This window comes from Roseburia porci (assembly GCF_009695765.1).
GTDB classification, from domain to species: Bacteria; Bacillota; Clostridia; order Lachnospirales; family Lachnospiraceae; genus Roseburia; species Roseburia porci.
Genome location: NZ_VUNI01000002.1, coordinates 90,301 through 102,477, shown reverse-complemented (window position 1 = coordinate 102,477; position 12,177 = coordinate 90,301). Strand labels below are relative to the sequence as shown.

13 protein-coding genes and 1 other RNA gene are annotated in these 12,177 nt (G+C 43.7%); 2 read left to right on the top strand and 12 right to left on the bottom strand.

All coding sequences use genetic code 11. From position 1 onward, the window contains the following. Positions 1 to 57: 57 nt before the first annotated feature. Positions 58 to 1,365, bottom strand: a complete 1,308-nt coding sequence (locus FYJ75_RS01885; RefSeq protein WP_154428266.1) for an O-acetylhomoserine aminocarboxypropyltransferase/cysteine synthase family protein — start codon at positions 1,363 to 1,365, stop codon at positions 58 to 60. 507 nt (positions 1,366 to 1,872) lie between these two features. On the opposite strand from FYJ75_RS01885, the gene FYJ75_RS01880 reads away from it, so the two are divergent. After that, a complete protein-coding gene (locus tag FYJ75_RS01880) occupies positions 1,873 to 2,454 on the top strand; it encodes an ECF transporter S component (RefSeq protein ID WP_154428264.1) in 582 nt (193 codons plus the stop codon). 117 nt (positions 2,455 to 2,571) lie between these two features. On the opposite strand, the gene mnmA is transcribed toward FYJ75_RS01880, so the two are convergent. The 11 genes from mnmA to tadA all read right to left on the bottom strand — a co-directional run bounded on the left by mnmA (position 2,572) and on the right by tadA (position 11,564). Continuing rightward, positions 2,572 to 3,657, bottom strand: a complete 1,086-nt coding sequence (gene mnmA, locus FYJ75_RS01875; protein WP_235906980.1) for a tRNA 2-thiouridine(34) synthase MnmA — start codon at positions 3,655 to 3,657, stop codon at positions 2,572 to 2,574. A gap of 7 nt (positions 3,658 to 3,664) precedes the next feature. After that, entirely contained in the window at positions 3,665 to 4,102 is a 438-nt protein-coding gene (gene nifU, locus FYJ75_RS01870; RefSeq protein ID WP_075680266.1) for a Fe-S cluster assembly scaffold protein NifU, read from the bottom strand. Between the two features lie 58 nt (positions 4,103 to 4,160). Further along, positions 4,161 to 5,345 carry a cysteine desulfurase NifS gene (gene nifS, locus FYJ75_RS01865; protein ID WP_154428262.1) on the bottom strand — a complete coding sequence of 395 codons (1,185 nt, stop codon included), beginning with the start codon at positions 5,343 to 5,345 and terminating at the stop codon, positions 4,161 to 4,163. 90 nt (positions 5,346 to 5,435) lie between these two features. Beyond that, complete coding sequence (locus FYJ75_RS01860; protein WP_154428260.1) at positions 5,436 to 6,125, bottom strand: YoaK family protein; 690 nt, start codon at positions 6,123 to 6,125, stop codon at positions 5,436 to 5,438. A gap of 43 nt (positions 6,126 to 6,168) precedes the next feature. Beyond that, complete coding sequence (locus tag FYJ75_RS01855; RefSeq protein WP_154428258.1) at positions 6,169 to 6,603, bottom strand: RrF2 family transcriptional regulator; 435 nt, start codon at positions 6,601 to 6,603, stop codon at positions 6,169 to 6,171. Positions 6,604 to 6,694: 91 nt separating this feature from the next. Then, positions 6,695 to 7,570: an NAD(+) diphosphatase gene (gene nudC, locus FYJ75_RS01850; protein WP_154428256.1), complete on the bottom strand. Its 876-nt coding sequence runs from the start codon at positions 7,568 to 7,570 to the stop codon at positions 6,695 to 6,697. A 27-nt stretch (positions 7,571 to 7,597) separates the two neighbouring features. Next, positions 7,598 to 8,425: an energy-coupling factor transporter transmembrane component T family protein gene (locus FYJ75_RS01845; RefSeq protein WP_154428254.1), complete on the bottom strand. Its 828-nt coding sequence runs from the start codon at positions 8,423 to 8,425 to the stop codon at positions 7,598 to 7,600. Continuing rightward, positions 8,425 to 10,125, bottom strand: coding sequence for an ABC transporter ATP-binding protein (locus tag FYJ75_RS01840; RefSeq protein WP_154428252.1), 1,701 nt, complete (start codon positions 10,123 to 10,125; stop codon positions 8,425 to 8,427). Before FYJ75_RS01840 ends, FYJ75_RS01845 begins: the two co-directional genes overlap by 1 nt. Before the next feature lie 17 nt (positions 10,126 to 10,142). Beyond that, positions 10,143 to 10,694: an ECF-type riboflavin transporter substrate-binding protein gene (locus tag FYJ75_RS01835; RefSeq protein WP_154428250.1), complete on the bottom strand. Its 552-nt coding sequence runs from the start codon at positions 10,692 to 10,694 to the stop codon at positions 10,143 to 10,145. 54 nt (positions 10,695 to 10,748) lie between these two features. Next, positions 10,749 to 11,010, bottom strand: an RNA gene (gene ffs, locus FYJ75_RS01830) — signal recognition particle sRNA large type. A gap of 68 nt (positions 11,011 to 11,078) precedes the next feature. After that, the gene (gene tadA, locus FYJ75_RS01825; RefSeq protein ID WP_154428248.1) at positions 11,079 to 11,564 is read right to left on the bottom strand and encodes a tRNA adenosine(34) deaminase TadA; all 486 of its coding nucleotides are present in this window, start codon (positions 11,562 to 11,564) and stop codon (positions 11,079 to 11,081) included. Positions 11,565 to 11,621: 57 nt separating this feature from the next. Here tadA and FYJ75_RS01820 point away from each other — a divergent pair, with 57 nt between their 5' ends. Then, positions 11,622 to 12,176, top strand: a complete 555-nt coding sequence (locus FYJ75_RS01820; RefSeq protein ID WP_235906979.1) for a GNAT family N-acetyltransferase — start codon at positions 11,622 to 11,624, stop codon at positions 12,174 to 12,176. The last annotated feature ends 1 nt before the right edge of the window (position 12,177 follow it).

The following is a 12,177-nucleotide window of genomic DNA, read 5'->3' as shown; positions in this document are numbered from 1 at the left end:
GAACCGCCTCAAAATGCGGTTCTTACTGCACAACCTGCTGTTTACGATATCTGATTATTACTGTACTGCTTTGAATGCTTCGTCAAGGTCTTCGATAATATCATCGATATTCTCTGTTCCGATAGACAGACGGATGGTATTTGGTTTGATTCCCTGATCTGCAAGTTCTGCCTCATTCAGCTCAGAATGTGTGGTAGATGCTGGATGGATTGCAAGGGATTTTACATCTGCTACGTTTGCAAGCAGAGAGAATAACTCAAGGTTATCGATGAAATCCTGTGCTTTCTTTGCATCACCTTTGATCTCGAATGTAAAGATAGATCCACCACCATTCGGGAAGTATTTCTTATATAATCTCTGCTGTTCCAGATCTTCGGATACAGATGGATGATGAACAGCCTCTACCTGTGGGTTTTTAGACAGGTAATCAACAACTTTTAATGCATTCTCTACATGTCTCTCTACGCGGAGTGATAATGTCTCTAATCCCTGAAGGAAGATCCAGTTGTGGATTGGAGAAAGAGTTGCTCCGGTATCTCTTAAGAGGATCGCACGGATTCTTGTAACGAATGCTGCAGGACCAGCTGCATCTACGAAGCTGATTCCATGGTAACTTGGGTTTGGCTCAGTAAGCTGTGGGAATTTACCGGATGCTTTCCAGTCAAATTTACCACTGTCTACGATAATACCACCGATGGTTGTTCCATGTCCGCCGATAAACTTGGTTGCAGAATGTACAACGATGTCTGCGCCATATTCGATCGGACGAACCAGATAAGGCGTTGCAAATGTGCTGTCGATCACAAGTGGAATGTTATGTGCATGGGCAATCTTTGCGATTCCTTCGATATCTGCTACTTCTGAGTTTGGATTACCAAGTGTCTCTATGTAAAGTGCTTTTGTGTTGTCCTGAATTGCATTCTCGAATGCGCTGAGGTCTAACGGATCAACGAATGTAGTTGTAATTCCGTAATCTACAAAGGTATGTGCCAGGAGGTTGTATGTACCACCGTAAATGTTCTTTGCTGCAACAATGTGATCTCCAGCTACTGCAAGGTTCTGGATGGTATAAGAAACTGCTGCTGCTCCGGATGCTACTGCAAGTGCTGCAACTCCGCCTTCGAGTGCTGCAAATCTTTTCTCGAATACATCCTCTGTCGGGTTGGTAAGTCTTCCGTAGATGTTTCCTGCATCTTTTAATGCGAAACGATCAGCTGCATGCTGTGAGTTATGGAATACGAAAGATGATGTCTGGTAAATCGGAACTGCTCTTGCATCGGTTACCGGATCCGCATTCTCCTGTCCAACGTGTAACTGTAATGTTTCAAATTTTAAATTTCTATCTGCGTAATGTTTTTTTGCCATGTCTATAGTCCTCTCTTTCTTTCTGCTTTTATCTCCTGTTTTCCTATTTTGTTAGTAGGAATTGCTTTGTTGTACTTATCATATCCTACAATTCCTACTAAGTCAATATGTTTTTAATGAATTCGCTATCTTCTTTTCTTATAACCAGTTATTACTCCCCATCCTCCTGTTGTCTGTTTTCATCTGACCTTATTTTTTTGTACGAAATTGGGTATATACATATGTTCAATTTCGTATATGATAGGTTTTAAAATTCAAAATAGACATTTTTGAAGCTATTGAACTCTAAATTAAGCATGTACTATGAAGTATAAGTAACTCGCAGGTGCTTCAGAGCGGCCGGTACTTAGCGACCGTACTTTGGTCGCTTACGTATCCGCTGCCTGCGATGAGCAGCGAGAGCGTGCCTGCGATTATTTATACTTCATAGTACATGCCAAAGTAAGTTATAAAATAGTTTCAAAAATGTCTATTGAAAATTCAAAGCAACAAAAGGAGTTTTATATTATGCGAAATGAAAAAGTTTACAAACTGACACTTACTGCATTAATGGCAGCGTTATCATACGTTGTTTTCACATTCCTGCAGATCAAAGTTACCCTTCCTGGTGGAGATGCTACTTCCTTCCATCTTGGAAATGCGGTATGCGTACTTGGAGCACTTCTCCTCGGTGGCGTTTACGGCGGTATCGGCGGTGCAATCGGAATGACAATCGGCGATCTTTTAGATCCTGTTTACATTGTATATGCACCAAAGACATTTATCTTAAAATTCTGCATCGGTCTGATCACTGGTCTGATCGCACACAAGATTGGAAAGATTTCTACTTCCAACGATAACAAACACGTTTTCAAATGGACTTTGATTGCATCTGTCTGTGGTATGGTATTCAATGTGATCTTTGATCCATTATTCGGTTACTTCTACAAACGTGTGATCATGGGCAAACCTGCTGCTGAAGTAGCACTTGCATGGAACATCACAACAACAAGCGTCAACGCAGTCATCTCTGTTGTTGCTGCAGTCATCATCTACATGGCACTCCGCCCTGCATTAAAGAAAGCAAATCTTTTCCTGGAGATCAAATAATCAGCCCGTATGGGCTGCATCCCTCCCGGAGCATTTTCCTATAAACTCAAAAAAGCGTATGTTTTACAGATCTGAATGATTTGTAAAACATACGCTTTTTAATTCGGTTCTAAAATTCTATAATGTTCCACCACAGAGTACATGGTCTCCGTCATAAAAGACGGCTGCCTGACCTGGTGTGATCGCTCTTTGCGGCTCATCAAATACACATTTGATCCTGCCATCCGGCTGTGCATAGATCCGACAAGGTGCACCTTTGTGCGAATAACGGATCTTGCCAATTACAGGGATTCCTTCCGGATGCGCTTCTACTTCCGCCTGTTCCATCGCCATATAGTTGATGTTTTCCACATAACAGGTGTCTGTAAAAAGCTCCTCAGACCGGCAGATCACGACCTCATTGGTCTGTGGACGGATCTCTTTTACAAAAAGAGGCGTATCCGCGGTGATTCCGAGACCTTTTCGCTGGCCGATCGTATAATGGATGATTCCTTTGTGTCTGCCAAGTACACGGCCGTGTGTATCTACAAAATTACCCGGAACACTCTTCTTTCCTGTCTCTTTTTCAATAAAACCGGCATAATCATGATCCGGGACAAAACAGATATCCTGACTGTCATGCTTTGCTGCAACAGGAAGTCCGATCTCCTCCGCGATCTTTCGGATCTGTGGCTTTTCGTATGCGCCGACCGGCATCAGTGTACGGGAAAGCTGCGCCTGCGTCAGATTATAAAGCGCATATGTCTGGTCCTTCGCTGCTGTTACGGAATTCTGAATGGTATATCTTCCGTTTGGAAGCTTCGTGATTCGCGCATAATGCCCTGTCGCAATATAATCAGCCCCGATCTCCATGGAACGGTGTAAAAGCGACTCCCACTTCACATAACGGTTGCAGGCGATACATGGATTCGGAGTATGTCCCTTCTCATATTCCCCTACAAAATAGTCAATGACGTTCTTCTGGAAATCCGAGCGGAAATTCATGACATAATATGGAATTTCAAGAATATCTGCGACTCTTCTTGCATCGTCTACTGCAGATAAACCACAGCAGCCGCCATTACACGACTGCTCAAATACGTTTTCCTCCTGCCAGATCTGCATGGTCACACCGACGACATCATATCCCTGCTCTTTCAGCAGATATGCTGCAACCGATGAATCCACGCCACCTGACATTCCAACAACAACTTTTTCTTTCATGGAACGATTAATATTCCTCTTCTTCCTCTTTCTCGCTGATATCGTTAACCGGTTTTTCCAGTCCTTCGATCTTGATATGGTTACGTTCTGCATAATCCCATAATGCAGCATGGATTGCTTCCTCTGCAAGTAATGAGCAATGCACTTTTACAGGTGGAAGTCCGTCTAATGCTTCCATAACTGCTTTATTGGTAACTTCAAGTGCTTCCTGAATCGTTTTTCCTTTTACAAGTTCGGTTGCCATACTGCTTGTTGCAACCGCTGCACCACAGCCGAATGTCTTGAATTTTGCTTCCTGGATGATGCCGTTGTCATCAATATCCAGATACATTCTCATGATATCACCACATTTGGCATTTCCAACTGTACCAACACCACTTGGGTTTTCCATCTCTCCTACGTTTCTCGGATTATTAAAATGGTCCATGACCTTTTCGCTATACATACTCTTATTTATCCTCCTGATTCCTTTGTGCGCTGCCATATCGGCATATGCTTATACCTTACTCTTTGTGATTCTTTACAAAATCCTCATATAATGGTGACATGCTGCGGAGTCTCTCAATGATTCCTTTCAGCTTGTCCACAGTATAATCAATGTCCTCTTTTGTGGTCTGCTCTGACAAAGTCAGGCGGAGAGAACCATGTGCAATTTCATGAGGCAGTCCGATTGCAAGAAGTACATGGGATGGATCCAGTGATCCTGATGTACATGCAGATCCGCTGCTTCCGCAGATTCCGTTCTGGTCAAGAAGGATCAGCATAGATTCTCCTTCAATAAAACGGAAACAGAAGTTTGCGTTATTTGGAAGTCTGTTTGTCTCATGTCCGTTTAATCTTGTGTATGGAATCTCGTCTAATACACGTTTAATCAGATAATCGCGCAGCTCAGATACGTTTTTGATGTTATTGTCCATATTGGCTTTTGCAAGTTCTGCTGCCTTGCCCATTCCGACAATACCCGGAACATTATGTGTACCTGCTCTTCTGCGGCGCTCCTGTGCTCCACCATGAATAAAGGAACGGATTTTTACACCTTTACGGATATACATGATTCCGATTCCCTTTGGTCCGTGGATCTTGTGTCCGCTTGCGCTTAACATATCGATGTTCATCTCATCTACATTGATCGGGATATGTGCAAATGCCTGTACTGCATCGGTATGGAATAAAACACCGTGTGCTTTTGCGATTGCACCGATCTCTTTTAATGGCTGAATAGTTCCGATCTCATTATTTGCTGCCATTACAGAGATTAAAATAGTATCCGGACGAATCGCAGCCTCTAACTCATCGAGTTTGATGGTTCCTTTCTCGTCTACATCGATATATGTGATCTCATATCCGCGTTTCTCCAGATACTCGCAAGTATGAAGAATTGCGTGATGCTCGATCTTGGAGGTAATGATGTGCTTGCCCTTGCTCTCATATGCCTCTGCTGTCGCAACAAGTGCCCAGTTGTCTGACTCACTTCCGCCACCGGTAAAATAAATTTCATCTGTGTTTGCACCGATCAGATCCGCAATTGTGCTTCTGGACTGATCAACAGCTTTCTTAGCCTCATTCGCAAAACTGTAGATTGCGGATGGATTACCATAATGTTCTGTAAAAAACGGTAACATTGCGTCCAGCACCTGTGGATATACCTGTGTGGTCGCTGCGTTATCCAAATAGATTAAACGATTCATATTTTTTACCTTCTTTCAAATTCCTACCTGCCTGCTAGGTTATACTTATCATATACTCCTTAATTCCTATTGTCAAGGTAGGGTATGTTTTTATTGACGTACATTTTGTCTTTCTTCTTTTTCACGATCAATGAACATCATGCAAAATACAAGGAACAAAAATACAGATGCAATGCGGATTGCACTCTCTGCGACCATTTTTACACACATATTTCCAATTACCGCACCTATGATAAAGCATAATATGATTCCATAATAAAGTAAACCTTTTCTTACAAATTTGCCCTCTTTGGTATGGAAATATTCGCACATGTTCTGTGTACCGCTTCTTAAGTTGCCAATACACATTGTCGTCGCAATTCCGTTTCCATGAATTTTCCGGAAACTTTCCACCTGAATTCCGCACGCAAGCGAAGTCAGGCTGTTTGCGAGCAGATTAATATTCTGCGGCATAAAGCTGACTGCAAATAAGATGATTGCCTCAAAAAATACCGCCAACTGTCTCCAGTGAATCTTTTCGTAATCCCGTAAAACAAACTTCACAATATCGGAAATCGCAATTCCTGCCGCGAATGCCACGACCGGACATAGATAATGCAGGGCTAATGACCATTCTCCCTGCGATACATGAATTCCGAACAGAAGCATATTACCCGTCTGTGCATTCGCAAATACCTCACCTCTGCAGATATACGAATAGGCATCCATAAATCCGCCGGCAAGCGCCAGCACAATACCAAGTTCAATGGATTCTGACATCTGAATTTTTCTTTTGTTCATAATTTCACTTCCCAATATTTATTGTTCCAGTGAATAGTAACACTTAAATGATATACTGTCCATTCTTTTCACTCTGCCAGTTGATCAGATCTGCCAGCGTGATATTGTCAACAACACCGTTGACCGCGTCATTGATCTTCTTATAAACAATTGCTGTAACACAGGCATCCGCACGATCGCAGACGATCTCATCGTCCTCGATACAGGAAACCGGCGCAAGACTGCCTTCGGTCAGACGCAGGATCATTCCTACGGTATACTCTTCCGGCTCTTTACGAAGCAGATATCCACCCTGTGCTCCACGAACACTGCGTACATATCCGGCTTTGTGAAGAATGGAAATGATCTGCTCAAGATACTTATCCGAAATCTCCTGACGCTGTGCCACATCCTTCAGACTGACCGGCTTGCCGTTGCTGTTCATTGCAAGGTCGATCATTAATCTTAATGCATATCTTCCTTTTGTTGAAATCTTCATATATACACCTCTACTATGCTCATTATATATCCTATATTTCCTAGTAGTTTACTATACTTTAAAGATTCCGCATTGTCAACTGTATTTTCGCTTATTGCGGATAATTCCCGGAAATAAAACGGCAGATCATCTCATTCGTCAGGCTCAGATCTTCCGGCTGAACATCGATTTCATCCCGCTTCTCCCATTCTGCAACGGAAAGCTCGTCCTGGTCCATTGTGATCGTGGCATCGCCATCGAGATCGCAGAAATAACCTGCAAGAATATTATCCGTAAATCCCCATGGCTGTGATTTATAATAACGTATATTTTTTACCCGGAGTCCTGTTTCTTCCATAACTTCACGTGCTACGGTCTGTTCCAGATTCTCACCGATCTCATTGAAACCAGCAACAAGCACATACTTTTTGTATTCTCTTCCACGGTATTTTGTGAGCAGAAGCTCATCTCCGTTTGTCACTGCAACAATAACAGCCGGATTGATCCTTGGAAAAATCATGTTTCCACACACCGGACAGCGCATCATCCGCTCTTTTTTATCATGTACGAGTTTGCCACTGCACGCACCACAGTACTGGTTTTTCTCATACCAGCCGTTTAAATGCAGACCTGTGATCGCAGCAAATGCATATTCCTTTGGTGCCGCTGTCCTGAAAAAATTCCGTTTTTCATAGCTGCAGGAAACTTTCTGTCCTGCTTTCTGAAGACAGTCCATCACCTTTTTGGCATCTATATTCTTTTCGCCTGAACGGAAAAACAAACGATCATCCACGGAAAACAGATAGGTAAGCTCGCCTGCCAGTTCCTTTATCTTTCCAAATTCTGGAAAAAGAATCCGGTTCGTATCCTCTGCGTCATGAATTACCAGAAGTTCACCATTTTGAAAAAAGAGGACAAAACTGTCCTCCTCTGGTGTCGCCTCCCGATAAGAATTATTCAGTTTATGCGGTGCAATATCCTGTATCATAATTCCTCCTTATTGCAGTGTGTTCAATTAAAGAAACGGGTTATAGAAGCGGCTGCCATCATGATAAGTGATGACAAGGGCTGCTGCCATAAAAATAAGTGTGACCGCGATGGTCATGTAGTCTGCCTTCTGCAGCTTTCTGCCCGTATACCAGGTACGCTTTTTGTGTTTTCCGTATCCGCGCAGCTCCATCGCATTACTTACCGTGTCGATCCGCTCCATGCTGGTGAAGATCAGCGGGAAGATAATGGACGCGGTGTTTTTCACTCGGTCCATAAATTTTGCTTTGGATGACATCTCGATTCCCCTTGCCTCCTGTGCATTCCGGATCTTATGGAAATCATCCTGAACATCCGGAATATAACGAAGTGCAACGGATATCGCATATCCGATGTTATAGCTGATTCCAATCCGGTTTAAAGATGCCGCGAACTCTGACGGATCCGTCGTTACAATAAAGATAAATACCGATGGCACAATCGTAAAATATTTTAAAAGAATATTCAATTCATAAAACAGCTGCTCTGCGGTTACTACGTAATTCCCGGCGATTGGAAAAAGCACAGTTTCTGTTCCATAGATCCTGCTTCCCTGCTCCGGGGCAAAAATAAAAATTGCAAGCAGATTGATGATCATAAAAATCATGATCAGTTTAAAAATTCCGCCGACCTGCTTCCAGTCCGTTTTGGACAGCTGGAAAAGAACCAGGCTGATCACAAACATTACGGCTAACACCCTGGTGTCATAAGTCAGCATACTCGTGATGGACCACGCCAGAAAAAAGATCAGCTTTGTGACACCACACAACCGGTCGATCCAGGTATCCTTTTTCTCATAAGTCAATAACTTTGCCATTACCTTACTGTCCTTTCATAGCTGATAAAATGCTCAACGAACTGGGAAGGTGATGGAATCTGGCATTTTACTGCCATTTCGTAAAGCGACGTTTTCTTAAGATAAGCACGATCCGCAATCTCATCATTCGTCAGAATCTTTGCAGGCGTATCATCCGCAATCAGCTCACCATCTGCGATTACGAATGCACGGTCTGTATACTCGAGCATAAGATGCATATCATGTGTGATCATAATGATCGTCGTTCCCCGTTCCTCGTTGATACTCTTTAAAAATTCCATGATCTCTGTGTAATGACGGTAATCCTGTCCGGCGGTAGGCTCATCCAGAATCAGAATCTCCGGATTCATTACAAGGATGGAAGCGATTGTAACACGTTTTTTCTGTCCAAAGCTGAGCGCCGAGATCGGCCAGTTCCGGAATGGATAAAGCCCACAGATCTTCAATGTCTCATAGACGCGCTCTTTGATCTCATCCTCTGGGACTCCACGAACCTGCAGACCAAGGGCAACTTCGTCAAAGATCATAGACTTCGAGATCATCTGATTTGGATTCTGCATTACAATTCCGATATGTTCGCCGCGCTCTTTGATCGTGAGCGGAGAAATATCCTCACCATTTAAATAAATGGACCCACTATTCGGAGTTAAAAATCCACAGATCAGGCTGGAAAGTGTTGTTTTTCCTGCACCGTTTTTGCCGACGATCGCCATCATCTCTCCTTTTTTCACGGAAAGATTGATGTTTTTTAAGATCGGCTGGTCTTTGCGGTAAGAAAAATTCAGATCCGTGATCTGAAGCACAGCCTCGCCTGAACATTCTTTTTTCGTATTCTGGCTTTCTGCAAACCAGTTCTGAACCTGCGCCATGTAAGGTGCAAATTCCATCGTATCTACATGCTGCGGATGATTCTCCGGACGGATTTTGCATCCTGCATGTTTTAAAGCGGTCACATAAAGCGGCTCACGGATGCCTTCCTGCATCAGAATATCTCCCGCCAGCAGTTCATCCGGTGTTGTGTCTGCAACAATTTTTCCTTCGCCAACGACAACAATACGGTCGACATCACGGTAAAGCACATCCTCGAGACGGTGTTCAATGATCACAATCGTCTTATTCTGGTCTTTCTGGATGCGGTCGATCAACTCAATCGCGCGTTTTCCCGTTGCAGGGTCCAGATTGGCAAGCGGCTCATCAAATAAGAGCACTTCCACATCATCGATCATGACGCCACCCATCGAAACGCGCTGTTTCTGTCCTCCGGAAAGCTCTGTCGGTGCGTGATCGAGCAGATTTTTCACATCGACGACCTCTGCCACTCCGTCTACCATGCGGTGCATGTCCTCCGTCGGCACACAGTCATTTTCCAGTGCAAACGCGATGTCCTCCGCAACAGTCAGACCGATAAACTGTCCGTCCGTATCCTGCAGTACGGTTCCAACGATCTTGGATAATCCGAAAATGCCGAGTTTATTCGGGTCCTGCCCCTTAATGGTAAGCGTGCCCTCTGTGTCTCCCGAATACGAAAAAGGGACCAATCCGTTAATGCAGTTGGCAAGGGTAGATTTGCCTGACCCGGATGGTCCGATGATCAAAACCTTTTCTCCGGGATAAATCTTCAGATTGATATCCCGGAGTGTAGGTTCTACCTGTGATCGATATTTAAAAGTGTAATTTTTAAATTCAATAATAGGTTCCATAATATTTCCTTTGTTTCTTAATCTTCTTTCTCAAGACTGGATGATTTTGCCCCAATCTTTGTATATCCAACAGCAAGAAGTGTTCCAAGAATTGCAATGATAATCACATTGCCAAGCCATGCGAAAATACCCTGTACGAATACTTTTTTAGCTGGTTCTGCATTCATTACAATGTCAAGTACCGGTGCAAGTACGATCCATGCGATTGCGTTTGCAATTACCTGTACTCCGTTGAATAACGCGATCTTACCGCCTTCAAATCCGCCTTCTTTGATTGCAAATTTCTTAGCAAACAGACCTACAATGATACCGAATACAGCGTCCGGGAATACCCAGCTCCACCATACAGATCCATAGAAAAATGCATCACCAAGTGCATGTCCTGCAAAACCAACGATTCCACCTACTAACGGTCCGTAAACTGCGGAAAGGAATGTAAGAAGCGCTGCTCTTACCTGCAGGGATGTATTTGGAATAAATCCAAGTGGAATCTGAACTTCTGTCAAAACTACGAACAGAGCGGTTCCGATACCAGCTGCTACTACTTCTTTGATACCAAACTTTTTCATAATAAATTCCTCCTGTCTTCTGAATTCATTCAGATGATACCTAAAATATAAAAACCGAGCGTCCTGCTTCGAATCCCTACAATAGACGTTACCTCCACAGTTAACTCAGCCCAGGCACCCTCGCGGCACACAGAAGGTTCCGCTTAGGGCTGCTATGTTCCCATCCTGACCCGGTTCACAGAGTTCTGTTGCGCGAGACCCAGGCATCAACGCCACTTATGAAGGGCGGCTCTACCGCCGAAAATCCTCTACAAGACATCACCCCAACTATAGCGGATTGTTGGTTCAAGGTACCGCTACCACCCCGGCTGCTCGGAGATTTAAGTATAAGCTATAACCTACAGAATTGTCAAGATTTCATGTGGTATTTGTGCATTTTTTATATCACTCCTGTTGCTGCATCTTTGCTCGTTTTTTCTTCTCTCTAAGCTCCTTAAAAAAAGCCGAAAGCATGGCAGAGCACTCCTCATCCAGCACACCCTTCTCGATTTCAACCTGATGATTAAACTGTGCCATCTGAAGAAGGTTCAGAATCGAACCCGCGCAGCCCGCCTTCGGATTCATCGAAGCGATCACCACACGTTTCAGACGGCATTGGACAATTGCACCCGCACACATCTGACACGGTTCAAGCGTTACATACATCGTACAGTCCTCCAGGCGCCAGTCCCCTGTCTTTTTGCTTGCTTTGCGGATCGCAGAAAGTTCTGCATGCGCCAGCGTATTTTTATCCGTATTTCTTCTATTATAACCGCGGGCGATAATTTTTCCGTTCTGCACAATCACACATCCAATTGGCACTTCATCCAGGGCATACGCCTTTTTTGCCTGTCGGATGGCTTCCTTCATATATTTTTCATCCTGTGTCATAGACTTTCCCTTCCAAAATGATATAATGTAAACATATTGTATTATAAAGAAGGAAAGATGGCAAACATGCTCTTTGAATATCAGACCAGACGGCTCCGGCTTCGGATCTTAAAACCAGATGCGGCCTCTCAGGTATTAAATTTCTACCTTCGGGACCGCGAACTTTTTGAAAAATATGAGCCCGACCGTGTTCCACAGTTCTATACCGTGGATCATCAGCGGACGATTTTAAAATGTGAATATAACCTTGCATTCCGGCTTCAGAATATCCGTTTTTACGTGTATCTGAAGGAAAATCCGAATCTGATTATCGGGACAGTATGCTTTCATAATATTTCAGGTTCCTATTATTCCAGCTGCGAGGTTGGATACAAATTCTCCAGCGCATTCTGGCATCATGGATATGCTTCCGAGGCCTTAGAAAAAGGCATTGAAGTCATGTTTGATGAACTGAATCTGCATCGCATCCAGGCATTCGTGCTTCCAGACAATGAGCCTTCCATCCGTCTTTTGGAATCCCATGGTTTCATGCGGGAAGGCATCGCACGTTCTAATCTGTTTCTTCAGGGCGAGTGGCGCGATCATGCGCAGTACAGCCTGATCCGTGAATAAC

What these genes read in the sequence shown, in the direction of transcription:
- FYJ75_RS01840 (WP_154428252.1), bottom strand. Translation starts at nt 10,125, where the DNA reads ATGGAACCTATTATTGAATTTAAAAATTACACTTTTAAATATCGATCA.
- FYJ75_RS01885 (WP_154428266.1), bottom strand. Translation starts at nt 1,365, where the DNA reads ATGGCAAAAAAACATTACGCAGATAGAAATTTAAAATTTGAAACATTA.
- nifS (WP_154428262.1), bottom strand. Translation starts at nt 5,345, where the DNA reads ATGAATCGTTTAATCTATTTGGATAACGCAGCGACCACACAGGTATAT.
- FYJ75_RS01860 (WP_154428260.1), bottom strand. Translation starts at nt 6,125, where the DNA reads ATGAACAAAAGAAAAATTCAGATGTCAGAATCCATTGAACTTGGTATT.
- nifU (WP_075680266.1), bottom strand. Translation starts at nt 4,102, where the DNA reads ATGTATAGCGAAAAGGTCATGGACCATTTTAATAATCCGAGAAACGTA.
- nudC (WP_154428256.1), bottom strand. Translation starts at nt 7,570, where the DNA reads ATGATACAGGATATTGCACCGCATAAACTGAATAATTCTTATCGGGAG.
- FYJ75_RS01880 (WP_154428264.1), top strand. Translation starts at nt 1,873, where the DNA reads ATGCGAAATGAAAAAGTTTACAAACTGACACTTACTGCATTAATGGCA.
- mnmA (WP_235906980.1), bottom strand. Translation starts at nt 3,657, where the DNA reads ATGAAAGAAAAAGTTGTTGTTGGAATGTCAGGTGGCGTGGATTCATCG.
- FYJ75_RS01835 (WP_154428250.1), bottom strand. Translation starts at nt 10,694, where the DNA reads ATGAAAAAGTTTGGTATCAAAGAAGTAGTAGCAGCTGGTATCGGAACC.
- tadA (WP_154428248.1), bottom strand. Translation starts at nt 11,564, where the DNA reads ATGACACAGGATGAAAAATATATGAAGGAAGCCATCCGACAGGCAAAA.
- FYJ75_RS01855 (WP_154428258.1), bottom strand. Translation starts at nt 6,603, where the DNA reads ATGAAGATTTCAACAAAAGGAAGATATGCATTAAGATTAATGATCGAC.
- FYJ75_RS01845 (WP_154428254.1), bottom strand. Translation starts at nt 8,425, where the DNA reads ATGGCAAAGTTATTGACTTATGAGAAAAAGGATACCTGGATCGACCGG.
- FYJ75_RS01820 (WP_235906979.1), top strand. Translation starts at nt 11,622, where the DNA reads ATGGCAAACATGCTCTTTGAATATCAGACCAGACGGCTCCGGCTTCGG.